The sequence below is a fragment of the Colwellia sp. NW0002-52-1 genome (assembly GCF_057550865.1).
In genome coordinates this window covers 49,970-75,358 of sequence record NZ_BAAJLU010000011.1, presented here as the reverse complement: position 1 = coordinate 75,358, position 25,389 = coordinate 49,970, and the positions used below count along the sequence as shown (strand labels likewise).

24 protein-coding genes are annotated in these 25,389 nt (G+C 37.3%); 14 read left to right on the top strand and 10 right to left on the bottom strand.

The features are described from left to right. Window positions 1–19: 19 nt before the first annotated feature. Both AC27H3_RS11935 and AC27H3_RS11930 read right to left on the bottom strand, forming a co-directional pair. Window positions 20–217 carry a DUF1289 domain-containing protein gene (locus tag AC27H3_RS11935; protein WP_487106488.1) on the bottom strand — a complete coding sequence of 66 codons (198 nt, stop codon included), beginning with the start codon at window positions 215–217 and terminating at the stop codon, window positions 20–22. Beyond that, window positions 214–3,840 (bottom strand): hypothetical protein, encoded by a 3,627-nt coding sequence (locus tag AC27H3_RS11930; protein ID WP_487106486.1) that lies wholly within the window; start codon window positions 3,838–3,840, stop codon window positions 214–216. The genes AC27H3_RS11935 and AC27H3_RS11930 overlap by 4 nt, the downstream gene beginning before the upstream one ends. A 449-nt stretch (window positions 3,841–4,289) precedes the next feature. On the opposite strand from AC27H3_RS11930, the gene AC27H3_RS11925 reads away from it, so the two are divergent. Further along, a complete protein-coding gene (locus tag AC27H3_RS11925) occupies window positions 4,290–4,760 on the top strand; it encodes a hotdog fold domain-containing protein (protein WP_487106484.1) in 471 nt (156 codons plus the stop codon). A 258-nt stretch (window positions 4,761–5,018) separates the two neighbouring features. Here the strand turns inward: AC27H3_RS11925 and orn are convergent, their stop codons facing one another. Then, window positions 5,019–5,564 (bottom strand): oligoribonuclease, encoded by a 546-nt coding sequence (orn, locus tag AC27H3_RS11920; RefSeq protein WP_085306033.1) that lies wholly within the window; start codon window positions 5,562–5,564, stop codon window positions 5,019–5,021. Window positions 5,565–5,777: 213 nt separating this feature from the next. Here orn and rsgA point away from each other — a divergent pair, with 213 nt between their 5' ends. From rsgA to AC27H3_RS11900, 4 genes are all read left to right on the top strand, one after another. Next, on the top strand, window positions 5,778–6,815 hold the full coding sequence (gene rsgA / locus AC27H3_RS11915; RefSeq protein ID WP_487106482.1) for a small ribosomal subunit biogenesis GTPase RsgA: 1,038 nt from the start codon (window positions 5,778–5,780) through the stop codon (window positions 6,813–6,815). Window positions 6,816–6,852: 37 nt separating this feature from the next. Then, window positions 6,853–7,728, top strand: coding sequence for an archaetidylserine decarboxylase (gene asd, locus AC27H3_RS11910; RefSeq protein WP_487106480.1), 876 nt, complete (start codon window positions 6,853–6,855; stop codon window positions 7,726–7,728). A gap of 802 nt (window positions 7,729–8,530) precedes the next feature. After that, complete coding sequence (locus tag AC27H3_RS11905; protein ID WP_085306030.1) at window positions 8,531–8,917, top strand: BlaI/MecI/CopY family transcriptional regulator; 387 nt, start codon at window positions 8,531–8,533, stop codon at window positions 8,915–8,917. 49 nt (window positions 8,918–8,966) lie between these two features. Next, a complete protein-coding gene (locus AC27H3_RS11900) occupies window positions 8,967–10,928 on the top strand; it encodes a TonB family protein (RefSeq protein WP_487106478.1) in 1,962 nt (653 codons plus the stop codon). A gap of 2 nt (window positions 10,929–10,930) precedes the next feature. On the opposite strand, the gene AC27H3_RS11895 is transcribed toward AC27H3_RS11900, so the two are convergent. Beyond that, window positions 10,931–11,428 (bottom strand): Spy/CpxP family protein refolding chaperone, encoded by a 498-nt coding sequence (locus AC27H3_RS11895; RefSeq protein WP_487106476.1) that lies wholly within the window; start codon window positions 11,426–11,428, stop codon window positions 10,931–10,933. Window positions 11,429–11,604: 176 nt separating this feature from the next. Between AC27H3_RS11895 and AC27H3_RS11890 the strand changes: the two genes are divergently transcribed. The 3 genes from AC27H3_RS11890 to AC27H3_RS11880 are packed head-to-tail and all read left to right on the top strand — an operon-like array spanning window position 11,605 to window position 14,772. Next, on the top strand, window positions 11,605–12,306 hold the full coding sequence (locus tag AC27H3_RS11890; protein WP_085306027.1) for a response regulator: 702 nt from the start codon (window positions 11,605–11,607) through the stop codon (window positions 12,304–12,306). Continuing rightward, entirely contained in the window at window positions 12,306–13,712 is a 1,407-nt protein-coding gene (locus tag AC27H3_RS11885; protein WP_487106475.1) for an ATP-binding protein, read from the top strand. The genes AC27H3_RS11890 and AC27H3_RS11885 overlap by 1 nt, the downstream gene beginning before the upstream one ends. Window positions 13,713–13,761: 49 nt before the next feature. Further along, window positions 13,762–14,772, top strand: coding sequence for an alpha/beta fold hydrolase (locus AC27H3_RS11880; RefSeq protein WP_487106474.1), 1,011 nt, complete (start codon window positions 13,762–13,764; stop codon window positions 14,770–14,772). 47 nt (window positions 14,773–14,819) lie between these two features. On the opposite strand, the gene AC27H3_RS11875 is transcribed toward AC27H3_RS11880, so the two are convergent. Continuing rightward, the gene (locus AC27H3_RS11875; RefSeq protein ID WP_487106473.1) at window positions 14,820–15,746 is read right to left on the bottom strand and encodes a cation diffusion facilitator family transporter; all 927 of its coding nucleotides are present in this window, start codon (window positions 15,744–15,746) and stop codon (window positions 14,820–14,822) included. Window positions 15,747–15,856: 110 nt separating this feature from the next. Between AC27H3_RS11875 and trmL the strand changes: the two genes are divergently transcribed. Next, window positions 15,857–16,321, top strand: coding sequence for a tRNA (uridine(34)/cytosine(34)/5-carboxymethylaminomethyluridine(34)-2'-O)-methyltransferase TrmL (gene trmL, locus AC27H3_RS11870; RefSeq protein ID WP_487106472.1), 465 nt, complete (start codon window positions 15,857–15,859; stop codon window positions 16,319–16,321). Window positions 16,322–16,414: 93 nt separating this feature from the next. Here trmL and gpsA read toward each other — a convergent pair whose 3' ends face one another. The 4 genes from gpsA to AC27H3_RS11850 form a co-directional block, all read right to left on the bottom strand. After that, window positions 16,415–17,422 (bottom strand): NAD(P)H-dependent glycerol-3-phosphate dehydrogenase, encoded by a 1,008-nt coding sequence (gene gpsA, locus AC27H3_RS11865; RefSeq protein WP_487106470.1) that lies wholly within the window; start codon window positions 17,420–17,422, stop codon window positions 16,415–16,417. Between the two features lie 3 nt (window positions 17,423–17,425). Continuing rightward, on the bottom strand, window positions 17,426–17,935 hold the full coding sequence (gene secB / locus AC27H3_RS11860) for a protein-export chaperone SecB (RefSeq protein ID WP_085306022.1): 510 nt from the start codon (window positions 17,933–17,935) through the stop codon (window positions 17,426–17,428). Window positions 17,936–18,000: 65 nt separating this feature from the next. Then, entirely contained in the window at window positions 18,001–18,261 is a 261-nt protein-coding gene (grxC, locus tag AC27H3_RS11855) for a glutaredoxin 3 (protein ID WP_101685982.1), read from the bottom strand. 32 nt (window positions 18,262–18,293) lie between these two features. Continuing rightward, a complete protein-coding gene (locus AC27H3_RS11850; protein ID WP_085306020.1) occupies window positions 18,294–18,719 on the bottom strand; it encodes a rhodanese-like domain-containing protein in 426 nt (141 codons plus the stop codon). 263 nt (window positions 18,720–18,982) lie between these two features. On the opposite strand from AC27H3_RS11850, the gene gpmM reads away from it, so the two are divergent. The 3 genes from gpmM to AC27H3_RS11835 all read left to right on the top strand — a co-directional run bounded on the left by gpmM (window position 18,983) and on the right by AC27H3_RS11835 (window position 22,678). Further along, the gene (gene gpmM / locus AC27H3_RS11845; RefSeq protein WP_487106468.1) at window positions 18,983–20,527 is read left to right on the top strand and encodes a 2,3-bisphosphoglycerate-independent phosphoglycerate mutase; all 1,545 of its coding nucleotides are present in this window, start codon (window positions 18,983–18,985) and stop codon (window positions 20,525–20,527) included. 71 nt (window positions 20,528–20,598) lie between these two features. Beyond that, window positions 20,599–21,816, top strand: coding sequence for a murein hydrolase activator EnvC family protein (locus AC27H3_RS11840; protein ID WP_487106467.1), 1,218 nt, complete (start codon window positions 20,599–20,601; stop codon window positions 21,814–21,816). A gap of 97 nt (window positions 21,817–21,913) precedes the next feature. Then, a complete protein-coding gene (locus tag AC27H3_RS11835; RefSeq protein ID WP_487106465.1) occupies window positions 21,914–22,678 on the top strand; it encodes a divergent polysaccharide deacetylase family protein in 765 nt (254 codons plus the stop codon). Window positions 22,679–22,728: 50 nt separating this feature from the next. Here AC27H3_RS11835 and AC27H3_RS11830 read toward each other — a convergent pair whose 3' ends face one another. Beyond that, the gene (locus AC27H3_RS11830; protein ID WP_487106464.1) at window positions 22,729–23,493 is read right to left on the bottom strand and encodes a S1C family serine protease; all 765 of its coding nucleotides are present in this window, start codon (window positions 23,491–23,493) and stop codon (window positions 22,729–22,731) included. 125 nt (window positions 23,494–23,618) lie between these two features. On the opposite strand from AC27H3_RS11830, the gene AC27H3_RS11825 reads away from it, so the two are divergent. After that, window positions 23,619–24,443: a patatin-like phospholipase family protein gene (locus tag AC27H3_RS11825; protein WP_487106462.1), complete on the top strand. Its 825-nt coding sequence runs from the start codon at window positions 23,619–23,621 to the stop codon at window positions 24,441–24,443. 137 nt (window positions 24,444–24,580) lie between these two features. Then, on the top strand, window positions 24,581–25,387 hold the full coding sequence (locus AC27H3_RS11820; protein ID WP_487106460.1) for a PEP-CTERM/exosortase system-associated acyltransferase: 807 nt from the start codon (window positions 24,581–24,583) through the stop codon (window positions 25,385–25,387). The last annotated feature ends 2 nt before the right edge of the window (window positions 25,388–25,389 follow it).

Below are 25,389 nucleotides of genomic sequence, written 5' to 3'. Positions count from 1 at the left end.
GACTATGGGCCTAGCATTGCTATTTTTTAATAAGCTGCTGACGTTGCTCGCATAAGTTTAGTACGTTTTTCTTTGCCTTGTCATCGAGTTTACTCCACGCCATAATTTCATCTATGTGACGAAAGCAGCCTAAGCAAACATCTTCCTGATTCAAACAACAATTACGAACACAAGGGCTAGCAACGGCTTCTGTTGGCTGGTGATATTTTACATTCATATTGTTTCTGCGAACTCAGTTAATTCTACTATACATTGCTTTAGGTGGTGTATTTTCTGATGAACCTCGCTATCGAGTTTAGCTGACACATCAGCCTGACCATCATCATTATTTAGTGTTTTGCTCAGCTCATCACATTGCGTTATTAAAGGTTTAGCTGCAATAACTTTAGCTAATTTAACTAATAACACTAGCTTTTGTTTAGCCAAATCAATATTTTGTTGATCAATTGCTGTAACAAATTCTTGGCTATAATCCGTAATCTCGGTTAAATAGTCGTCTAACATAAAGGCGGCAAGCTCAGCAGAACCTTGATTCTGTGCATATTGATTTAAATCAAAAGCATTGCTCGTTATTTCGCTTACCTGTTCCAGCTTGTTATCTAACTCAATAGACAATAACTGCTCTATGTCTGCCTTGTTTGTTGCTGGTGCCAAAGGCATTGCCTTTGCTGATGTATTCATCTTTGCAGCGTTAATATCTTTACCCGATGTTACTGGTGTTTGCTGCTCTGAACTTGCATTTACACCTAAGCCTGAGATCAGCCAAGGTGATAACTGCTCGGTAAGTTTTTGAAAGTCTAGCACTGGTGCTAAATACTTAACGTCGTAATTACTATTAAAAGTATGAGATACATTATTGCTGTGTATAACATCGGTTTTTTTAGCTAGATGTTGATTTAAAATAAATATGCCACGCTGAGCGCTGACATTGTTATTAACAACCATATTAAAATCTGAAAACTCAGAAATTACCAACAAGAATCGTCCCGATTGCCACAACCGTTCAAGCTGTTCAGGCCGAGACACTAAGGTAACTTGCAAGCCAAGCCAGTGTAGTGTTCGAATTAAAAGTTGCTTGCTTTTCGTTTCAGCTATGCCAACTAAAACTTCTACTTGGTTAGGTACAAATCGGTAAGGTGCGAAAATTTCAGGTTCAACAACTAAATTAATTTTGCTGTCGCTTTGGAGTAACTGCTGAACCTCAGCAATAAGTGTTTCACTGAACCAGGGTAAGTTACATGATGAAAATAAACCTGTTCTTTGTAGCATTTCGCAGTGATATGGTTGTATAACTAATATTTTAGGCTGCATCTTATTAGGTAAACTAGCCATATGCTGAGTAATTAAATCATAGTCTGTTAGGTAAACTTCAGCAGACAAAATAATAACGTCAACAGGGTTTTGAGTCAGATGCTTAATACTAATTTGCCGCTGAAATAACACCATATCTTGCATAGTTTCAATAACAGCTTTGCTTTTACTTAACGCTTGGCAAATTCGTTCTCGATTAGCTTTTTCAGTCGCGATTACCAGTAATGAACGCTTTGAAAGCTTAATTATTTTATCGTTATTTTTTTGATGTAAGTCTTCAGCAATGGCAAACGGCATATCGAATGAGAATTTACCGCCTTCATCAAGCGATTGACATACCTTATTGTTAACATTAAATATTAACTGTAAATCTTTTAAATAATTATCGGTAATGTTGTTTTGATTTGCATTGAATTCTTCGTTAAATGCTAATGTATTAATAACCTCTTGTAACGGTTGTAATTGTGATGCTTTCTTTAAAGTAAAGCTAATACGAACAATCTGTTGAGCGCTGTTTACATCGATTACACTTAAGTCTATATCAAGCACTGACATATGTTGCTCTGTAAGCATTTTTTGGCATATTGTGGTGAGCATAGCCTGGAACAATTCACTTTCTAGTGTAACTAAATTCGCTAAATTTTCATCCATATTGACAAAAACATGGTTATTATTATGCGCTTGACCAAAGCTAGCATTCGCTATTGCTGTATTGACTTCATTCACTAGTGATACGGTTGATAACGACAAAAGAAAATCATCACAACGCAACTGCGCACAAGTTCTTTGCTGTTCACTCAAATGAGTTAACTGCTGCAATTGCTGATAAACATAGCCTTGATCACCTGGAGTTAACGACAGTTGTTGTTGAGCCATAATGTTACTCGTGATGTCTAACACATCTTCACTACTGGCAATGACAGCAAGCTTGTTTATTTGGTTCTGTTGTTTAACTTGTTGATGCAGCTGTACGTTTTCATCTTTAAGTAATCGGTACTCTTCTATATTTTGTATGCTACCGCACCAAGTACTATCGATATACTCAATGCTTATCGCGACCGCTTTTTCTTGATTACTGGTTAAATTTATTTTTTCAACACGCTGATTATTTTTAGCCGCTCTCGCACTAGCTAAAATCAAGCGAACGTCTGCACGACTGAAAAAGTGACGCCAGTGTTTATCGCTGGCTTTAACCGCTAATAATACCGTTAATTTTCGTTTAAGTTTTTTTGAAGTTAGCGGTAATTGCCAATAAACATTGCCGGTATGGCGCGTCATTAATGCGCTATGTGTCTTAAATTGTTGCTGCTGAAGTTGAAAATCACTCTCTGAATGTAAAGGTTTGGAAAGCTGCTCTACTTTACTGATTATAGTATTAATTTCTTGTACAGGTACTTGCGTTAACACTTCTCCCGTCGTTACTAATTCATCAATAACGGCTATTCCTTGTAAACCTGCATGTTTTATTTTTTTGCGTAAACTAATGAGTAAAATAATAAAAATAATGCCAATGATTAAAAAGGTAGTCGTAATAAGCCATATATAATATTTAGGCTGAAAACTAACATTAACTAACGCTAACCAAGATAATATTTTTTGTTCAATTATTGAGGACTTAATCGGTTGTACAACTAGTATTTTATTAAGTAGCGGTGCAAGTTCAATTTTTTGCTTGCTTAGTTCGGTTTGTAAATCAATCGCCATGCGCAATTGTCCACGCCATTTTGCTAAAGTATTTTGCTCGTTAAATAATAAGGCGTTAAGGACTAAAACTTGCTCCATTAAGGCATTTTCATTTGAACTTCTAGAGACGCCAGTGGCAGCGTTATCTAACCAATCATTTATATTACGTTGTGCTTTTAGTGTTGTGTAATCAAAATCAGCTAAGTCGTATTGTAAATCAAGCTGATTAAACATAACTAATGTATCGATAAGGCTTTGATGTAATTCGTGGTTTATTTTTATTTTCGTTAGCAAACGACTATAGGCTTTAACTCGGTTTACCAAGATACGGTTTGAAGATTTCTCTTCGTTAATTTGACGGTTTAAGGTTTCTTGTTCATCTGACTGTTCGCTAATTAAGCTCGCTAAATTATCAGTAATGAGAGTTAACTGAATAATAACATTATCTTTAAGCTGTAGGTTTCGTCGCTCATTCTCAGTTAACAGAGACACATTTACTGATTGTGCCTTTAACCTCATCATAAATTGCTCGAGTAGCCTTCTGTTTTTGCGGTTTACATCAGATATACTTTTGATATTTTCCTGTAAAATCAAATAGTCATTAGCAAGAGTATTAGCGTATTTACTATTAAGAATCCCATACAAAATGCGATCACTTTGAATTAATAGTTGCTGATGTTGATTAAATTCCTCAATTGCTGGCAGTTGTTGGTGCTTTAATTGCGTTAGGTCTTGCTCATATTGTAAGTAAAAATAAAATCCGACTGAAAATAGCACCATAAAACTTAAAAATAATAGCAATAGTCTACTGGTAAGTTGGCGATATAGCGGTAATGTTGAATCCATGAACGAAGAATATCCTAACAGGTCAAATACTAATGGGTAACTTATAAAGACAAACCTGTTCGAGAAGTTAACATCTAAGTGAAATGGTTTGGCTAGATAACAGTGTATGGATTTAACGTTAATTAGCAACGATTAATACTAAATGGCATCATGAATTCATCAATACAGCGCCTGCAAATAGTGCATTTAAGGTATTAAATTCTCACTAATCGTTCAATACAGCAACTCATTTAACACAAACTACGAGCTAACTTTAAAGTAAAACATATTATTCCCATTTCAACCTAGTTCAGGCATTCGCCCATTAATAATTCAATGTATTGCTGAATATTCCTTAATATTTGAAGTGTAATAACGATAATAAATATTTGCTTAAAACAAGATAAACATCACCAAAAAAATACGGTAAGATGCCAACTTACCGAAATTTCAAAAGAGATTGGACCAGTATGAGTCAAACAAACTATCTACTAAAATTACAAGAAAAATTTCTTAAGTACCCATTTGGACGCACACTATTTAGTAAAGTGTTTGCTTCTCAAGCCCCCTATTTTAAATCGATTAAGCCAACAATTTTGACCTTAGAAGAGAATTTTTGTCAGGTGCTATTACCTAAGCGCAAGCCTGTTCAAAACCACATAGGTACTGTACATGCTATTGCGATTTGTAACGCATTAGAAATGGCAATGGGTGCTATGACAGAAGCTTCAATACCTAAAAATTTACGTTGGCTGCCAAAAGGCATGGATGTTAATTACCTCGCTAAATCTACAACAGATATCACAGCAGAAGCGAAAATCAATGCGGAGCAATGGCAAGTGGGCGACGTTAGTGTTGCCGTTAGAGCATTAGACACCCACGGCACTGTTGTTGTTGATGGCGAAATTAGACTATGGCTATCTGAAAAGCCTAAAAAGTAACCTTTGTACTGGCCAGTATTGGTTGAAAATACCGAAATAGTCGGACAAAATTTCGGTTTACTGTAATTTTTCTTGCGAATTTCCAGTCAAACGAAAGTTCGGCTATAAAAAGCAATTATTAAGAATCAATCGTTTTTTGCCAAGCTTAATGCAATGTAAGCTTGGCAAAAACACCGAAAATATCAATCATATCAAGGCAAAAAAAACCAGTTATCAGTAAAGTGTTCGAACAAATCAGGCTTAGCTTTGTTTTAACTTTTAAAGTTGAAAAAAGTGTTCTTGGTAAACTTTTAACTCTGCTATAGATTCACGGATATCATCCATCGCTAAGTGTGCACCTGTTTTTACCACTTTATCTAATACTTCAGGCTTCCAACGACGCGCTAACTCTTTTATGGTGCTTACATCGATATTACGATAGTGAAAGTAATCTTCAAACTCTGGCATGTATTTGTTAATAAATCGCCTGTCTTGCCCAATACTATTACCACACATAGGTGACTTACCTTGGGTAACGTAATGCTTTATAAATGCTAACGTTTCAGCACTAGCTTGTTCAAGGCTGATTTTACTTTCCCGACACCTTTGAGTTAAACCTGATTGACCATGATGGTCGATACACCATTCATTCATATTATTCAAAACTTCATCACTTTGATGAATAGCAAACACGGGGCCTTCGGCTAATACATTCAGTTGACTGTCAGTAATTATTGTCGCAATTTCTAAAATAACATCAGTCTTAGGCTCAAGACCGGTCATTTCTAAATCTAACCAAATTAAATTGCTATCATTCACGCTCATTGTTATCCCTAGGTGAGTTACCTTTTATCAAGTTAGCGCCTATGACTAAACCACCTACTCAGCGTAGTGTCTGCAAAAGGCGCAATTACACATGCATTTATATAATGCTTGAGTATATAATACGTCAGAATGTGGCATGATTAAAATTATTTTTCGGTAACCCTATCCGATTAAAACACAAATGCTGAGATAACATATAAATGAGACTAACTTGTGGCTAAAGCCAAAAAACTGACCAAAGGTCAAGCACGGCAAATCAAAGCCAATCAAAGTAAGAAGTTACGTAAATCGACTGAAAAAGTGCAGTGGCAAGATGACGAACTCGCCGCTGCTGAAACGGGCACCGTTATCAGCCGCTTTGGTCAACATGCCGATGTTGAAAGCAGCGACAGCGTAATTTTCCGTTGTAACTTACGTCGCAGTATTACCTCATTAGTCTGTGGCGACAAAGTGCTTTGGCGTAGAGGTAAAGAAACACAGCATAGTATTTCTGGCGTTATAGAAGCCGTTCATGAGCGAAAGTCAGTACTTAGTCGCCCTGATGTTTATGATGGTGTTAAACCTATTGCTGCCAACATTAGTCAAATATTAATTGTATCTTCTGTATTGCCTGCTTTTAATGCAGATATTATCGATCGCTATTTAGTTGCTGCCGAGCAAACAGGCATAACGCCGGTTATCCTCTTAAATAAAGTCGACTTACTTGATGATAGTAATCGCGAAGCCATTGAAAAGCAGTTAAACATATACAGAAATATTGGTTATCAAGTCACTTACGTGAGTAACGAAACCGGCGAAGGCATTGCAGATTTAAAGCTACAGCTTAGCCAACATACTAGTGTATTTGTTGGGCAATCTGGCGTAGGCAAGTCAACCTTAACTAATACTTTAATGCCAGAGTTAGAGGTAATGACTAAAGTTGTCTCTGAAAACTCAGGGCTTGGTCAGCACACTACAACGGTTGCTAGATTATATCACTTTGAACAGGGCGGTGATTTAATTGACTCGCCAGGTATAAGAGAATTTGGTTTATGGCATTTATCACCCGAGCAGGTCAGTAATGGCTTTATCGAGTTTGACGAATACCTAGGTACGTGTAAATTTCGCGACTGCAAACATCAGAACGATCCCGGTTGTGCGCTAGTAGCGGCAAAAGAAGAAGGAAAAATATTTCCTGAGCGTTTAGCTAGTTTCCAAAAAATATTAGCCAGCTTAGGTGATAACACCCTAACCTCGCGCTTTAATGATTAAAATAGATAATAAATAGATTAAGGAAAAAAAAGTGTTAATGAATAAAATTAAAATTGCTCTGCAGTACATAATGCCAAAGCATGCAATATCTCGATTAGTAGGCAAGTTTGCCGCCGCAGAAGCCGGTTGGTTAACAACTAAAGCAATTAGTTCATTTATTAAAGCCTATGATATTAATATGGCTGAAGCTAAGTTAAAAGATGCTACTGACTTTAAAACCTTTAACGATTTTTTTACTCGTGAACTAGAAGATGGCGCTCGAACTTTTATCACAGATGAAAATACGGTTTGTTATCCTGTTGATGGTGCTATCAGTCAACAAGGCCCTATTGAGCAAGGACAACTTATTCAAGCAAAAGGCTTTAATTACAGCTTAGAAACCTTACTTGGTGGCGACAAAGCAACAGCGGCACCTTTTCAAGATGGTGAATTTTCATGTATTTACCTTGCCCCGAAAGATTATCACCGCATTCACATGCCAATTACAGGTACATTGCGTGAAATGATTTATGTACCGGGCGATTTATTTTCTGTTAACCCATTAACGGCTAATAATGTGCCTAATTTATTTGCTCGTAATGAACGTGTTGTCGCTATTTTTGATACCGAACATGGTGCTATGGCAATGGTGCTTGTCGGTGCAACAATTGTTGCCAGTATTGAAACAGTTTGGGCAGGCACTATTACACCTCCGGCAGGTAAAGATGTATTTCGCTGGCACTACCCCACAGATGGCGTTGGTGCTATTACATTAGAAAAAGGTGCTGAAATGGGTCGCTTTAAACTCGGCTCTACCGTTGTAACAACCTTTGCACCTAACATGGTGAAATTTAATCAAGCAGCAGGTCCAGAAACTGTAACGCGACTTGGTGAACATTATGCTGATTTAGTTAACGCAACTGAAAGTACATAAACCATATTTTTTGACTTTCAAGCCTGAAGGTATTTAAAACCAAGAAGATCATTATGCAATGATACCAGTAGTGAGTTCCACAAAAACTCACTACTAGCTTTTGAGTAAAACAGCCATACGAGGTTGCAATGCCATTGAGTTTTATGAACACAAGGCGAACAACTCCGTATTGAAATTCAGAAGCTCTTTGATTCATTAAAACAATAAAAACAGGCAATAATTTTTTACCTGCAATTTTTTCTTCGTTTAATCATCATGCATTTTTGTTAATAGCAGATAATATATCTAGCATCAAAATCGCTGCACTTATTGCATAATGCCCTATCAGCTACGCTAATTCTGCCAAAAATTAAACGTCAGAATACTTAATCTTTCACTTAAGTGCTTTGATGCTGAAATAATCAACGCTGCGTTTCAAGCAAGCTCACAGGCTTAGGCTTATACTATTGATAATTAATATTAAATTTAACAATATTTCGGTTTCCAAATCGTCAGGTTATTTACCAATTCCCCAGCACATACGCATGAAATAATATTGACCTTAAACGAGTATCCGTTCTTTTATTTGTTATTAATATTTAGATTTAAATCGGGCAATTTTATAATTGCTATTGCTCATTTATTCATCGCAAGATAGGATAGGAGTAATATGATACGAGTTAATTCGTATAACAATATAAAAAAAATGTAAAAACATAACATAATAAGACTGAACTGATTTACGCCGTTAATAGAAAATTAAAACTTAAATGCAGCGTACTGTTTAGTATAACAATGAAATAAAACTGCTTAAGGAATCTCAATGTTACGAGATAAATCAGATATTAAGCCTACCGAAGCCGAGCTGACGTTACTTAATATACTTTGGAAAATGGGACCTGCTACCGTTAGACAAATACATGAAACAGTTAGCCAAACACAAACGACTGGCTACACGACCGTTTTAAAAATATTGCAAATAATGCATGAAAAAGCGTTAGTCATTCGCGATGAAAGCAATCGAGCACACGTTTATGCTCCGGCGAATAGCGAAATGGTTACCCAATCTTCTTTATTGAAAGACTTAGTTTTAAAAGCCTTTGGTGGTTCAACGTCAAAGCTCGTTATGCGCGCACTAGATAACTCAACCAGTAAAAAAGAAATTGAAGACATTAGACAGTTACTTAATGAATTAGAACAACAGTCTTAATTCATCAACACCTTAACTAACTTATACGTAAAAGGTCACTTAAATAGGCATGTTTCAGGAAAGCTTAATTAATAATCCACTATTAGCTGCTTTAGCCATTACTCTTATCCATTTCTTATGGCAAGGAGCACTTGTTGCAGCAGTATTAAAAGCTTTTCTATCGTTAATTTCATATCAAAAGTCTCAATTACGCTACGCATTAAGCACCTTAGCTATGCTGGCTAACTTAGTTCTACCTACGATAACTTTCTTTTTTGTCTACGATATTGATTACCGTCAAGTAACCAATTTGGTGTATAGCCTACCGTTACTTGATCAAAGCTTTAATCTAGAGCATATACAAACTAATATTTGGTATGTTGAATGGTTAGAGTACCTACCACTGCTTACCATGGTATGGCTAAGCTTTGTAATTGTACTAACGCTTAAGCTAATTATAGAGTTATACAATGTAAATCGTCTGCCGCTTCAAGGCTGCACAAAAGCAGATATAACCTTACAAACGCGATTTAATCAGTTAATAAGCCAAGTTGGCTTGTCGCAACCTGTATCTCTTTTACTTTCACATAAAACTGATGTACCCATGGCAATAGGTTGGTTAAAGCCAGTAGTGTTGATTCCATTTAGCATGGTTTCTGGTTTAACCCCGCAACAGCTTGATATGTTATTGTTGCATGAGTTAGCCCATATTCGTCGCCATGACTATTTAGTTAACTTTTTCCAAACATTGGTAGAAATAACATTATTTTTTCATCCAAGCGTGCGTTGGGTTTCAAAACAAATGCGTAATGAGCGTGAATATTGTAGCGATGACATTGCGGTAAAACATTGCGGCAACTCGCTTGCCTATGCGCATACTTTAGCAGATACAGCTTCGTTATGCGCAAATCATCGCCACCATACTATTCCGAACATGGCGATGGCAGCTTCTGGTGGTGATCTTAAGCAACGGGTTGTACGCTTATTAGAGCACCAACAACATTGTACAAAAACTAATGACTCGGGTAAGTGGTTAGCTTCGGTTAGTATTTTACTTACCGTAGTATTTCTGTTGTCAAAATATTCTTTCACCTTACCTATCATTGATTTGCAATCTGGCAGCATTTCTTTAAATAATTCGGCAACATATTTAAACAAAAGCTTACTATTACAAGCAGTGCCTAATGTTGAACCTGAAAATATTAACACGTCGTTAGCTAGCCATTTATTAGCCATAGATAACGCAGACGGCGCAAATTCAGCATCGATATCTCCTGCTAATGCTGAGCCGAAAAAATTTAATTCAAAGCTTAAAGTTATAGCTGTTGAGCCAGCTAATGAGTTAGCTATTGTGAATCAATATTCAACGAACCCGTATTACAATGAGCTACCTTTTATAGGTGCAAACACCAGCGATACAAAAAATGAAGCGCAACCTATTATTGAAGAGCTAACTCAACATTTACCTACCCAACAAAATCAAGCAAATTCAAATACTAAGTCAATTTCTGAAATAGCGTTTGAACGTACCGACTCTAAGCGTAATGTTGCTAAAAATAATTCATACACTAAACAAATTAGTAACCTGTTAAATGAACCTGTTACATCAAGTGATACGTTAACTAATACATTAAATAGAAGTCACCCAAAAAATTATTACCAAACAGCCAAAAGCGTGCAACTAGGCACTAATAACAATCACTTTAATCAAGCAACATTAAATGATAACGATATAAGTAAGCATGATTTACAGCATAAAACCGTAGCGGCTAAGTTATTAAGCTCTGCAGATCCTAAATACCCTAGCTCTGCAAAAAGAAAAGGTATAGAGCTAGAGGTTATGGTTGAGTTTGATATTGACCGAAATGGCTTTGTTAGAAATATCGAATTTGAATCAAAAAGTAGAGTGAACTACTTTCGAAGTACCATTCGTAATGCCATGGAAAAGTGGCGCTTTCTACCGGCTAAAAAGAACGGCCGTGCGGTAGAAAGCAAGATGTCTAAAATATTCTCGTTCAGCCTTTTAAAATAAGCTTAACGGCGCTTACGCATTGATGAATATTTTTCCTGTTGTTCAGGTGTTAATACTTGCATGATAGCATGATGATTTTTTGCTTTTTCCATTGCTAGCTGTTTAAAGCTCTCCTGAAATTCGGCATAAATTGCATTAAACTTATTTTCGTCAAATTCGCTCTCAGCATGTAGTGACTTCATTTGTTCTTTATAACTAGAAAGCGCAACTTTATTTGCTTTCCTATCTTCCTTCATACCCGCAAAAATAGCTTTTATTTCACTACGTTGCTCAGCCGTTAAGTCCAATTTTTTCGCTAGACGACGTAGACTTTTTTTCATATTACCGTGATGCTTATGACCGCCCTCACCTTTATGTTGGCTCATTTCAACTTTATTTTCGGTATTATGGTCGTTTTTATTATGCCCCATGGCGCTAACACTAAGACTGCTAATACCTAGTACAAATATACTGACTACTGCGTACGGCTTAATTGTTGTATATAGTTTTTGGATTTTCATAATATTGCTCCTCAATGAATTCAACACCAGTATAATTTATGCAACGAAAAGAAACGAAAGCCAACGTAAATGTTTTGTAAAGATAGCAATGCGCTTTAAATTTATACGTTATCATGCACCACGAATCAATAAATGACTTCTATCGACATATACATCAGTAATTAGCGAGAACCACAATGAAAAATCATAAACTTTTATTAATCGACGATGACAAAGAGCTTGCCGAATTATTAACAGATTACCTTGCTACTGAAGGCTTTGAGCTTATTTGCTGTCATGATGGAATTTCAGGATTAGAAAAGGCCTTCGATGATAAAATTTCATTGATTTTGTTAGACGTTATGATGCCCGGATTAACGGGTTTTGAAGTATTGAAAGCCTTAGGTGGCAACCATAAAACACCTATTTTAATGTTAACAGCTAAAGGCGATAATGCTGATCGCATATTAGGTTTAGAGCTAGGGGCCGATGATTATTTACCAAAGCCTTTTCAGCATCGTGAGCTACTTGCACGTATTAAAGCAATTCTTCGCCGCATAAACATCGTTAAAAATACTAAAGCTCCTATTTCAGCTTTACAAGTCAATGGTGTGAAGCTTAATCACGCAACACGACAAGTGACTTGCCATGATCAGTTTGTTGAACTCACCGGCACTGAATATCAAATTATTGAGCACTTAATGGCAAAGCCAGGTTCAATTGTCAGTAAAAATGAAATTTCAGAACAAGTATTAAACCGAAAGTTAAGCGCGTTTGATCGCAGTATTGATATGCATGTGAGTAATATTCGCCGTAAGCTTCTACCTTTTAGCCCAACGGACAAACTTAAAACCATTCGTGGCGCTGGTTATATTTTCTTAGCAGGAGAGGTGTCTTAATGCTTAAAATACCAAAAAAATTCTTTTCCATTGGCGCTAAACTATTTATTTGCTTTTGGTTGATCGTAATTTTAACTATAGTTGTTACACGGTTGATATCTGAACAATTTAGAACAAAAAGCGTTATTATTCCAACGCATCATTCAGATATCGTCAGAGTTGATCGCATCAGCCAAAAATTAATTAACAGCCGTTATGAAACAACCGAAAAAATATTAGCTAATTTATCAAAAAAAACCGGTCGAGAAATACTACTTAAAAATGTTAACACCAACGAAGTACTTACATCAGGCGAATGGCAAACAGCTAATTTACAAAAGTTTTTATCTGAAAATAATCTTGAAAATCTTACTACCATAAAATTTGAATTCTACCGTATGACCGGCCCAGTTTTAGTTAACGTCGCCGGCAATTCATATCAATTGTATCTTGCAAATCGTGATCGAAAACCTGTCTTTGGTAATATAATACAACGTATTCCGACTTGGCTACGTTTAGCTATTCCCATTATTATTAGCTCTTTTTTACTCTGGTTATTAACCCGATCATTTACCAAGCCGCTTATCGCTATGCAAAAAGCAGCTGCTCGTTTTGGTGATGGCGACTTTAGCACCCGTATACCTTTAATTGCCCAACGTAATGATGAAATTGGCGCTTGTGCAGCAAGCTTTAATTTAATGGCTGAAAAACTTGCACAAAATATTGGTTCACATCAACGATTAATGGCTGATGTTTCTCATGAACTCCGCTCCCCGATGACCCGCTTACAAATCGCGTTAGGCCTTGCTCAACAAAACAATATCTCTGAAGCTTTATTACATAAACATTTACAACGATGTGAGCTTGAAATAGCTCGACTCGACGAAATGATATCGAGTGTTTTATCGCTATCAAGGCAAGAAAATACGATTAACCAACTTGAGTTAATGTCTTTAGATCTTAAACAACTACTTACGCTGTGTATTGAAGACGCACAGTATATCGCTAATGAAAAATCTATTAATATTCTCTTTGATCATCAAGGAAGCGCTTTATTGCAAGCAGATGCTAACTTACTATCGAGCGCCTTTAATAATATATTGATTAACGCAGTAAACTACAGTCATAAAAATCAACAAGTTAGTGTTAAATTAACGAAAACAAATTCAACATTTATTATTGAGATAGCTGATACCGGCACAGGTGTACCTATTGAAGATTTACCTAAGCTATTTGACCCTTTTTATAGAGTTGCTCAAGCACGCGATCGGGCAACCGGTGGAACCGGGCTAGGAATGGCTATAGCAAAACAAGCTGTTGTTGCGCATAATGGTAAAATAAGCGCCCAAAATAATAATCAAAACGGATTAACAGTAACCATTGAATTACCCACTGCAATCGGCAAAAATAGTCGTCATCAAGCTTAAATTATTTTATGTAGTAGTCTTATTGGGACTATTGCTAGGAACCCCGTTAATGGCTAATGACAAAAGCATAGAAAGTAAGCGAGCACTTACAACCCAAAAAGAGCTCGCCATTGCAGATTTTTGGAAGACAGTGAATCATGCTTCATTCGAAACCCAAGATAGCATTACTATTGCTTATGCCACTAACCTTAAGCGTCCAGAAAAGCCGTTCATTGTTATTGTTCCAGGCCGCTCAGAAAGCTACTTAAAGTATCAAGAATTGGCATTTGATCTCGATAACCTAGGTTATGACAGTGTTATTATTGATCATCGCGGCCAAGGGCTTTCAGCACGATTAACGCCTAATCGTTTACAAGGGTATATTAAAAAGTTTGATCACTACGCCCAAGATTTAAACCAGTTACTTAGCGTCGTTTTACCCGAGCAATACCCGCAACATAATAAACAAGCCTATATGCTGGCACATTCTATGGGTGGCGCGATTGCCCTAAGGTATTTGCAGTTATATCCTAATAATATCAAAGCACTGACATTAAGTTCACCGATGATCGCTATATCAAGTGGTGGTACACCAAAGTGGTTGGCGAAGTCATTAATAAAAACAGGCTCAACATTAAATCGCTGGCTGTCAGACAATCCTTGGTATTTTTTAGGACAAAACGATATCAATAAAAGTACTTTTGAAGAGAATTACCTGATGCATTCAGCACCTAGGTTCGAGCGTTTTCAAGCGTTATACCAGGCGCAACCTGAATTAAAGCTTGGCGGTGTAACCTTTACCTGGTTAGAGCAAGCCATAATTAATTCAGACAACTTATTTAAAGATATAAACAAGCTATCGCTACCTATACAAATGCTACAAGCCGGCAGCGAATATATTGTAGATAACGATGCTCAGTTGAGCTTTTGCCAACAACTTTATAAAGCCAATAAAAAAGCATGTCCTGAAGGTAAACCTGTTGTTATCAACGGAGCTTATCACGAGCTTTATTTTGAGTTAGACCAATATCGAGATACCGCGATAGATAAAACTATCGCGTGGTTTGAATTACACCAATAACGTTATTATCTTCACAGTAACGCGTTGTTAGCTATGAGAATGAAAGACTAAATACGTTTTATTTCATCGCTAGTATGTTGATGATTAGCCGCAGATAGCGGGTCATGATGAATAAAGACTTCACAAGGTGCTAGCGCTTCAATAATTTCAAGTTCAATCGCTTCACCTATTGTATGGGCTTCAAACAAAGACAATTCTCCATCAAGCTCTAAATGAAACTGTATAAAACGGTCAGGACCTGCTTGTCGTGTTCTTAATTCATGCAAACCTAGTGTACCTTCATGCGCTAAAACTATTTTCTTAATAACACTCAGCTCTTCTGAAGTTAATTCGTGATCCATTAACTGATGCACGCTGGTCCATATTATTTTACCTGCGCCAATTAGCAAAAATATACCAACGGCAACCGTAAATACTCCATCTGCCTGTAACCAGTAACCTTGGCTAAGAAATAATGCCACCAACACGCCTAAATTCAATATCAGATCAGATTGATAATGCAAAGCATCGGCGCTTATCGCAACCGACTTTGTTTGACTAATAACCCATTTTTGCAATACCACTAGCATTAATGTCATCACAATCGCAATAATCGATACCACAATACCGACTTCAGTTCGAACAACTTCTTGAGGGCTAATCGTGCGTTCAACACCATTAAATACTAGCAGTAGCGCTGAACCTAAAACAAAGGCGGCTTGCACTAAGCCAGCTAAACTTTCTGCTTTGCCATGACCAAATTTATGCTCTTTATCAGCTGGCGCTAAAGCAAAACGTAAAATAACCACATTCATAATAGAAGCAAACAAATCTAAAATAGAGTCGGTAGCAGAGGCCAACATAGCACTAGCGTCAGTCACAAAAAATGCATAGAGCTTTATTAGCACTAACACCAAGGCCGTTGTCGATGCAGCAAAGGCCGCCATCTTAACTAAGTGCGCATATTGAGCAGAATCAATCTTGTTTTCTGACACTGGGTTCTCCCATGAATATATATTCTAAAAAATTGTCAAAGCAAAGCTTAAGCATTCGCTTCAAGGCCTGTATAATAACATTTAATTATAGAATTTATTAAGCACTTGCTATGTTAGATGTCGTTTTATTTCAACCTCAAATACCGCCCAATACAGGTAATATTATTCGCTTATGTGCCAATACGGGGTTTAGATTACACCTTATTGAGCCATTGGGTTTTGATCTAGAAGATAAAAAACTCCGCAGAGCTGGACTAGATTACCATGAGTTTGCTGCGCTTAAACGTCATGCTAATTATCAAAGCTTTGTTGAATCTGAGCAACCTAAACGCGTATTAGCGGTAACGACTAAATCTACCGGTTATTATGGTGATATAAACTTTCAAGCCGGCGATTATCTCTTATTCGGCTCTGAAACCGGAGGTTTACCTGAAGAGGTTAGGCAACAAATCCCCGATCAAGACAAAATCAGAATTCCGATGCTAAAAGACAGTAGAAGTATGAATTTATCAAATGCTACTGCTGTTATTATTTACGAGGCGTGGCGTCAACTAGGTTTTGAAAATTCGGTTTAAAAGCAGAGGTTGAATTAGCGAGAAGCTAAAATTAGAAAAATGAACTTAAAGCTGACAGCTTAAAACTGACAGCTTGAAACTCTAAGTTATCAGTTATTCGAATTTACGATCGCGTGACAATAAATCTGCAGCAGCTAATTTGGCATCTTTAGCACAATAAAGTACTTGGTAAACTTGCTCAACAATAGGCATTTCAACGCCCATTCTTTTAGCCAATAAGTAAACCTCTTTGGTGTTGCGGTAACCTTCTACCACTTGCCCAATATCAGCAATAGCTTGCTCAACACCAGCCCCGCCACCTAAGGCTAAGCCAAAACGACGGTTGCGTGATTGGTTATCAGTACACGTTAATACTAAATCACCTAGCCCGGCCATGCCCATAAAAGTTGATGGTTCAGCATTTAATGCACAGCCTAAGCGTGTCATTTCTGCTAGGCCACGGGTAATTAATGCGGTACGTGCATTGGCACCAAAGCCAATACCATCGGCCATACCAGCACCAATGGCAATAACGTTTTTAACAGCACCACCTAATTGAATGCCAATAAAGTCTTTATTGCTGTACACCCGAAATGTTCGTTCACAGTGTAATAAATTCGAGATATCTTCAACAAAAGTATCATCCGTTGAAGACAACGAAATTGCGGTAGGTAAGCCTGCCGCCATTTCTTTAGCAAAAGTAGGCCCAGAAAGTACTGCTAACGATATATCGTCACCTAAGATCTCTCTTGCTACGTCTTGCAATAAACGCCCTGTATCATGCTCTAAGCCTTTAGTGGCCCAAACTAAACGGGCATCTTTTGTCAAAAAAGGCTTTATTTGCGTTAGCATTTCACCAAAAACATGGCTAGGTACTACTAATAAAATATTTTTACTGGCAGCGACTACTTTAGCTAAGTCACTGCTTACGAGTAACGCTTCTGGAAAAGAGCTACCTGGTAAATATTTTTCATTGGCACGCGAGCTTGCCATTTGGGCAACATGATTTTCATTACGCCCCCAAAGTAGCGTCTTATGGCCATTTCTCGCTAAGCAAATAGCCAGCGCGGTACCGTAAGAGCCAGCACCAATAACCGAAATTGCGGCAGAATCAGGGCTCATCAATTAATGCGTTTCTGTACTTGCTGGAGCTTGTTCAGCATTTGCTTGAGCTGCACGCTGTTGTACGTAGTTTGCGAATAATGCTTCAAAGTTTACTGGTGCTAAGTTAATTTGTGGGAAAGAGCCACGACTGACTAAATTAGCTACGGCTTCACGAGCATATGGGAATAATGTTGTAGGACAAAATGCACCAATAGTATGTGCTAATTGTGCTTCTGGTAAATTACCAATAGTAAAAATACCTGATTGTTGTACTTCTGCTAAAAATGCCGTTTGCTCTTCAACTTTAGCCGTAACCGTTAACGATAAAGTTACTTCATAAGTGTCATCTGCTAGCTTGTTAGATTTAGTATCAATATCTAATTGAACTTCAGGTTTCCATTCTTTTTGAAAAATTGCTGGAGAGTTTGGTGTTTCAAAAGAAATATCTTTTGTATAAATACGTTGAATAGCAAATTGTGGTGCTTGTTGCTCAGTAGTTGCTTCTGCGCCAGTTTGGTTTTCGTCAGCCATGTTGTTATGTCCTTTATATTTTACGCCATTATGTATTGGCATTTTATTCTAAGATATTTTCACTTTTACTCAGAGGCTAAAAGTGAAGCTAATTTGTCTTGTGCATGCAATGCAAATAAATCGTCACAACCACCGATATGGTTATTGTTAATAAATATTTGAGGCACGGTTGAAGCGCCATGACTACGCTTGATCATTTTCTCACGTAGTGGTGCATCACCATCTATTTTTATTTCATTGTAAGCAACGTTCATATCATCTAATAAAGCTTTCGCTCGCATGCAATAAAAACAAGTTGCTTTGGTATATATATCAACTGCCATTATGATTGTCCGTTGTTAATTTTATATTACAAAAATTACTTAGTTACAGGTAAACCTGCACTTAACCAAGCACTCATTCCACCTTTAAGAATACTAACTTTAGTGAAACCTGCTTTTGCTAGCTGACTAGCCACTTTACTTGCACTAAGGCCAGCACTACATACTACAATAATGGGTTTATCTTTGTGTTTTTCAAGACTAGCAAAGTCATTTTTACTGACTTTTTCATTGCCAAGATGCTCAGCATCAACAATATGCCCTGCTTTAAAGTCTTTTTCGCTGCGGCTATCAACTACAACACCCGACTCTCTATTAATTAAAAAAGTCATTTGTTGTGTACTTAATTGCTTAATAGGCGACATTTGAATTTTGATAGTAATGACAATAATCATTAAAACAATAACTAACCATGCTCCACTAAGTAAAGGCTGGCTCATTGCGAAAGTGATAAGTTGGTCCATAAGTTTTATATTCTAATTAACTAAAAATTTTCCACAGTATACAGGCTAATAAACTAAACCCAAACTGAACTTTTCATAGAAAAACACAATAATGAAATAACTTATGGCATATCGCAGGTTTTTGATCTTAAAACTGAAACATTTTGTCTAAACAGACAGAAGATATTCACATCATGACTTGATATACTGCTGTTGAAAATTATATTCAATTATTTTTGCTCGTATTATTTTTACCTATATTTGCTCGTTTAAAGGAAACCGTGATGCCAAACAAGAAGTCTACTGTTCTTATTATTCTAGATGGTTGGGGATATAGAGAAAACACCGAATCAAACGCTATTTTTCATGCTAATACCCCGGTACTAGACAATTTAATGGCGAATAAGCCTAATATGTTAATTGAAACTTCGGGCATGGCGGTAGGCTTACCAGACGGGCAAATGGGTAATTCGGAAGTGGGCCACGTTAATTTAGGTGCTGGTCGCATTGTTTACCAAGACTTCACTAGAATTACTAAGGCCATTCAAGATAACGAGTTTCAAAACAACCCAATATTAGCTAGCGCAGTAGATAATGCTGTGAGCAATAATAAAGCTATTCACGTGTTCGGTTTACTATCTCCAGGCGGCGTTCATAGTCATGAAGACCATATTTTTGCCATGCTAGAAATGGCAGCAGCAAAAGGCGCTACAAAAATTTATCTACATGCCTTTTTAGATGGTCGCGATACACCACCACGCAGCGCTGAAGCGTCACTTATTAAAGCACAAGAAAAGTTTGCACAACTCGGCTGTGGTCAAGTTGCCTCAGTTATTGGTCGCTATTATGCTATGGATCGAGACCAACGTTGGGATCGCGTTGAATCGGCTTACAATTTAATGGTAGCAGGCCAAGCGCAATATCAATACAGCAAAGCAACCGACGCTTTACATGCTGCTTACGCGCGTGACGAAAACGACGAATTTGTCAAAGCTTCTGCGATAACCAATGCAAACGGAGATGTTATTCAAGTAGAAGATGGCGACGCAATGATTTTTATGAACTTTCGCGCTGACCGTGCACGCCAATTTACCCGTTGTTTTACTCAGCCAGATTTTTCAGGCTTTCAACGCCAGCATCAGCCTAAGTTAGGCAGTTTTGTTATGTTGACCGAGTATGCAGCTGACATTGACGCACCATGTGCATTCCCTAAAGTTGAACTTAATAACGTTTTAGGTGAATGGTTAGAAAAACATGACAAAACCCAACTTCGTATTTCAGAAACTGAAAAATATGCCCACGTAACTTTTTTCTTCAGCGGTGGTAAAGAAGACACGTTTAAAGGTGAAGAACGAATTTTAGTGCCCTCACCACAAGTAGCTACCTACGACTTACAGCCAGAAATGAATTCAACACTGTTAACCGATAAATTAGTGGCTGCAATAGAAAGCGGTAATCACGACTTTATTGTTTGTAATTACCCTAATGGTGATATGGTTGGTCATACTGGTGACTTTAATGCCGCTGTAAAAGCTTGTGAAGCTGTTGACCACTGTATCTGTCGCATTGTTAGTGCGTTAGAAAAAACGGGTAGTGAATGTTTAATTACCGCAGATCACGGCAACGCAGAACAAATGCTAGATCCTATCTCTGGACAAGCCCATACTGCACATACTTGTGAGCCTGTGCCATTAATATATGTTGGTCGAAAAGCCTCAATGGCAACATCAGGCGCGCTTAGTGATATTGCCCCAACTGTTTTATCATTAATGAATATGCCACAGCCAAAAGAAATGACTGGGCATAACCTATTAACGCTCACTAAATAAGATTAGCGAATTGTTATTAACAAATAGTATTCTCTAATTAACATTAACTGAACTTAAGCGTGCTTGTTATTTTGCCGAATAGTATCAACATAAAATACCCAACTTCAAAACGCAGCCAGCACAATGCTGGCTTTGCTTTTTGCCTTGGGCTACTTGTGTTGTGTTTATTTTTTATTGGCAAAGCACAAGCAAATGCTAATAGCAGTTCAAATAAAAGTTCACAAACCACTCAACAACTGAGTGATCTTCAACATGCGATTAATCAGCAAAAACAAAACCTGTTAAACACCAACGTTAAAATCAGTGATTTAGAGCAACAGTTAAAAACTGATGATCTCGCTATCGGCAAAATTGCAAAAGATTTATCCAATACCAGCAGCGATCTCAGCGCAACAGAAAAGAAGCTAGCTGAGTTAAATGCTGAAAAAAAACAGCTTGAACTCGATAAAAAACAACAAGAACAAATTCTAGCCAAACAACTCAGAGCTGCCTATTCTGCCGGGCACCACGATTATCTAAAATTAATTTTGAATCAAGAAAAACCCAGTAACGTACAGCGCACCATTACGCACTATCAGTATTTAAATACCGCCCGTATTAAAGAAATTGAGGCTTTTAAAAGTACAATTACCCAATTAAATAACATTACTCAACAGTATCAACAACAAGCTGCGCAATTATCAGAATTAACACAAACGCAAAACCAACAGAAAAAAATTCTCGAATTATCAAAAATAAAACAGCAGCAAACATTAAAAGCACTGAATAAAAAAGCGCTTACCGAACAACAGAAACTCAATAAACTAGAGCAAGAAGAAAAAGCGTTAGTTGCCTTGTTAAAGAAAATGGCTGCTGATGCCGAAAGAGCTAAAAGAGCAAAAGAAGTAGAAAAATTAGTAGGTTTAAGTAAATTAAAAAATAAGCTCAGTTGGCCAGTTAAAGGACGAATTAGTCATAGCTTTGGTTCAAGCAAGCAAGGTTACTTAAAATGGAAAGGCGTATTAATTTCAGCGCCTATTGGTCGAGAAGTTAAAACTATTCACAATGGTACTGTTTTATTTTCAGATTGGTTGAAAGGTTACGGGTTAGTTACTGTGGTTGATCATGGTGATGGCTACATGAGCTTATATGGTCATAACCAAGCCTTACTTAAATCAGTAGGCGACCGAGTAGAAGCAGGTGAACCTATAGCTTTAGTTGGACAAAGTGGTGGACAAGCTAACTCTGGGCTTTATTTTGAAATTAGACACACAGGTTTAGCTGTTAATCCAAAACTCTGGTGCAAATAAAACTGTTGAGTTATGCAATTATTATGCTTTGAATTGGTCGATTTTGACCACTTGAACTGCTATTCTCCGTTATGCCTTGTTATAAGAAAAACTTACCGTGCTTAAATTATTATTCAAAATTTTTTCGCTCCTTAGCCTAGTATTTCCTGCTTTACTTTATGCTCAACAAGCACAAGTAGCGATCATTATTGACGACATTGGTTATCGCAAAAGTGATGCTCAAGCACTGTATTTACCAGGCAAGCTTAGTTACGCTATTCTGCCACATACCCCTTACGGAAAAAAGTTAGCGCTAAAAGCACAAGCGAACAATAATGATGTTATTTTGCATATTCCAATGGAAGCAAAAAACGGCAAAAAGCTAGGACCAGGCGCATTAACTAGTGAAATGAGTGAAACCGGCATTCGAGAAAACTTAACCAATGCTTTTGCTGAAATTCCCTTTGCGTTAGGTATTAACAACCACATGGGCAGTAAGTTAACTGAGCTGTATCAACCTATGGCTTGGACTATGCAGTTTCTTCAAGAGCGAAATCTAGTGTTTATTGATAGCGTTACCACTAGCGCGAGTAAAGCTGAGAAGGTTGCTATTAGCTTTGGGGTGCCAAGTTTACATCGACATATTTTTCTCGATAATAAATTAGAGCACAATTATATTCGACAACAGTTTAAACAACTCATTAGAGACGCTAAACGTTACCAAACAGTGGTTGCAATTGCTCACCCTCACCCTGAAACGGTAACGGCGCTTCGTAAACTATTACCCTTGCTTGCTGAAAATAATGTTGAGCTGGTGCCAATATCTCAATTACTTACCCGTAAAACAAACTCACTTAACGCACAGGAAAGTGCTGAAGAATAAAGAACTCAGGTATTTTAAATATGTAAAAATACCTGACAGTGCATAATTAACTAGCTCTTTATATTATGTTTTTTCAATAATTGATGTAGGTATTTTACCGGTATAGCATAGGTAATTCCGCTAGGTTTACTGATCACCGTTTCTTTACTTTGCTGAACAAAAACTTTATTTATAACACCAACAACCTCACCGTTTTTAACATCATACATAGCACTACCACTATTACCGGGGTACGCTGTGGCATCTAATTGATAAACTAAATAGGGATCTCGTAAACGCTTAAGCATAGCAATGCTTAATTGTCTTGAGTCATCAACAGGGATAATCGTTGGTGTAACCGCAGCAATAATGCCACGATGTGTAACAGGGTAAAGCCCAAGTACTGCACCAATAGGGAAACCGGTAAATGCAATACTACTACCCTCTTTAATAAAGTCATTCTTTGCTAAGGTTAACGCCGGTAACGCTTTGCCTTCAATTTTAAGAATTGCTAGATCGTGTTCTTTATCAGTGGCAATTAAAGTGGCTAACCTAACTTTAGCTGCTCGCCCTTTGCCGGTAAAAACCGCTAATTTTTGCAATAAACTTTCGTCTAACTCTGTATTAATAACGTGATTATTTGTCACTATGTAGGTGCCATCGCCAACAACAAAGCCCGTACCATTTAGCTGATTTTTCTGCCGCCCTGTTGGGGTATAAACACCAATACCGACAACCGAAGGTGTGACCAAGCTAACGGTGTCAACCAAGTTCGCTTTTGCTACCGGGTTCAATAGCAATCCGATAAATATTAATAATGGTAATAAATAATTCATGTTTTCACTCTTTAAAAAATTTCACACTTTACCTTAACTTAGCATACTTATTTGTTAGCGATTTTGAAATTATTGTCCATAATTAAATGACACAATAATAAAACAACAATAAAGAGAATTACTGAGTGGCGAAAACTATAGTACCTATTTTAGCTGGCGGAGGCACGCGCTTACCTGCTCATATCGGCGTTCTGCAAGCATTAGATGATTTACGCATTGACTTTACCCACCTTGTCGGTGTTTCAGGGGGAAGCATTATTGCCAGCTTCTACGCTGCCGGCCTTTCGATTAGTAAAATGAAAAAAATCGCCTTAACTACTGACTATAATCAATTTAAAGGTTTCTCAATTATTAGTTTAATTCGAAATGGCGGCTTAAGCTCAGGTGATGTTTTTGAACTATGGGTCGACAAGCATTTATCAGGGAAAACTTTTAACGATCTTAACTGCAACCTGCATATTGTCGCTACCGATGTCAAAACAGGTCGTCCAGTAATTTTCGATCGCAAAAGAACACCCGGCATGAAAGTATCTCTCGCTGTTCGGTTTTCAATGTCGATACCACTGGTATTTAGTTTTAAAAAGTTTGGCAGTCATTTAATGGTAGATGGCAGTATTTTATCAGAAGACGCCTTGCACAGAGATTGGGCGATGGATGGCACTCCCGTATTATGTTTTCGCTTAAGAGGTGAACACGAATATGACGAATTAAAAACCGACGGTATGTTCCCTATCGTTAATTATGTCACTTTACTCATTCGCACATTTATGACCACGATATCACGCGAATATATCAACGATGCATTCTGGCATAACACCATCATAATAAATGCAGGGCTATCTTCCGCTGTTGATTTTGGTATGAGTGAAGAGAAAAAACTCGAACTATTTGATGTAGGTTACCAAACAGCAATGGAAATTGTACCGATTAAAACTCAGAATCGCGGTTAAACTTATATAAAATAAACATTATTAATAAATACTTAACAAATATATTTCATAAATCATATTTAAAGTGCTAAATTAATTCTACAGTAATAAATATATATTATCGGTTAACTTTTTTAACCATATAAAATGAGAAAATAATGAATTGGAGCAAGAAGTTACTAAACACCCCAGTAATTGGCGGCATAACCAAACGTATTGCATCAATCAAAGTGAACAATGATGCAATGAATATTGCTGAGCATTTTACCCAATTCCTACAACCAGAATTTGCAAGTAACCTTGAGCTTCGCGATGAAGTTTTCCGTATACGCCACAATGTATATTGCGAAGAGTTAGCCTTTGAAAAAGTAAAAGCAGAAGGTAAAGAACAAGACGAGTTTGACGCTCAGTCAATTTTCTCAATGATCAAACACAAACCGTCAAATACCTATACCAGCTGTGTTCGTGTAGTTAAATCGGCGAATGAATCTGAATTATTACCCATAGAAAAATACTGTTTAGATGCCATACAAAACCAAGAACTCCACCCACGTAACTTCCCTAGAGAAGAAATAGCTGAAATATCTCGCCTCGCGGTTAAAGCTGACTTCAGACGTCGTAAAACCGATAAATTCAGAGGTTCAGCTGTAGGTGCAATCAATGAGCCGACCTACTCAGAAACTGAATTACGTTGTTTCCCATTCATCGCCATCGGCCTATACATGGCCGCAGCAACAATGAGCATGGAAACAGGTGTTAAGCATGTTTACGTTATGATGGAACCTAGGCTAGCACGCAGTATGAAATTTGTCGGTATAAACTTCATTCAGCTTGGCGAAGCAATTGATTATCATGGAATAAGGGCGCCGTATTATATAAACCCGAGTATTTTCATGGAAAATTTATCACCAGGCTTTAAATGTTTATTTAAAGAAATACAAAAAGAAATTTGTAGTCAGCTCTGATT

Excerpts from the sequence above, each read along its gene's own strand:
- AC27H3_RS11905 (WP_085306030.1), top strand. The coding sequence starts at position 8,531 with ATGTTACGAGATAAATCAGATATTAAGCCTACCGAAGCCGAGCTGACG.
- AC27H3_RS11885 (WP_487106475.1), top strand. The coding sequence starts at position 12,306 with ATGCTTAAAATACCAAAAAAATTCTTTTCCATTGGCGCTAAACTATTT.
- gpsA (WP_487106470.1), bottom strand. The coding sequence starts at position 17,422 with ATGAGCCCTGATTCTGCCGCAATTTCGGTTATTGGTGCTGGCTCTTAC.
- AC27H3_RS11830 (WP_487106464.1), bottom strand. The coding sequence starts at position 23,493 with ATGAATTATTTATTACCATTATTAATATTTATCGGATTGCTATTGAAC.
- AC27H3_RS11850 (WP_085306020.1), bottom strand. The coding sequence starts at position 18,719 with ATGGACCAACTTATCACTTTCGCAATGAGCCAGCCTTTACTTAGTGGA.
- secB (WP_085306022.1), bottom strand. The coding sequence starts at position 17,935 with ATGGCTGACGAAAACCAAACTGGCGCAGAAGCAACTACTGAGCAACAA.
- AC27H3_RS11930 (WP_487106486.1), bottom strand. The coding sequence starts at position 3,840 with ATGGATTCAACATTACCGCTATATCGCCAACTTACCAGTAGACTATTG.
- asd (WP_487106480.1), top strand. The coding sequence starts at position 6,853 with ATGAATAAAATTAAAATTGCTCTGCAGTACATAATGCCAAAGCATGCA.
- gpmM (WP_487106468.1), top strand. The coding sequence starts at position 18,983 with ATGCCAAACAAGAAGTCTACTGTTCTTATTATTCTAGATGGTTGGGGA.
- AC27H3_RS11890 (WP_085306027.1), top strand. The coding sequence starts at position 11,605 with ATGAAAAATCATAAACTTTTATTAATCGACGATGACAAAGAGCTTGCC.
- orn (WP_085306033.1), bottom strand. The coding sequence starts at position 5,564 with ATGAGCGTGAATGATAGCAATTTAATTTGGTTAGATTTAGAAATGACC.
- AC27H3_RS11895 (WP_487106476.1), bottom strand. The coding sequence starts at position 11,428 with ATGAAAATCCAAAAACTATATACAACAATTAAGCCGTACGCAGTAGTC.
- AC27H3_RS11900 (WP_487106478.1), top strand. The coding sequence starts at position 8,967 with ATGTTTCAGGAAAGCTTAATTAATAATCCACTATTAGCTGCTTTAGCC.
- AC27H3_RS11935 (WP_487106488.1), bottom strand. The coding sequence starts at position 217 with ATGAATGTAAAATATCACCAGCCAACAGAAGCCGTTGCTAGCCCTTGT.
- AC27H3_RS11925 (WP_487106484.1), top strand. The coding sequence starts at position 4,290 with ATGAGTCAAACAAACTATCTACTAAAATTACAAGAAAAATTTCTTAAG.
- AC27H3_RS11880 (WP_487106474.1), top strand. The coding sequence starts at position 13,762 with ATGGCTAATGACAAAAGCATAGAAAGTAAGCGAGCACTTACAACCCAA.
- trmL (WP_487106472.1), top strand. The coding sequence starts at position 15,857 with ATGTTAGATGTCGTTTTATTTCAACCTCAAATACCGCCCAATACAGGT.
- AC27H3_RS11820 (WP_487106460.1), top strand. The coding sequence starts at position 24,581 with ATGAATTGGAGCAAGAAGTTACTAAACACCCCAGTAATTGGCGGCATA.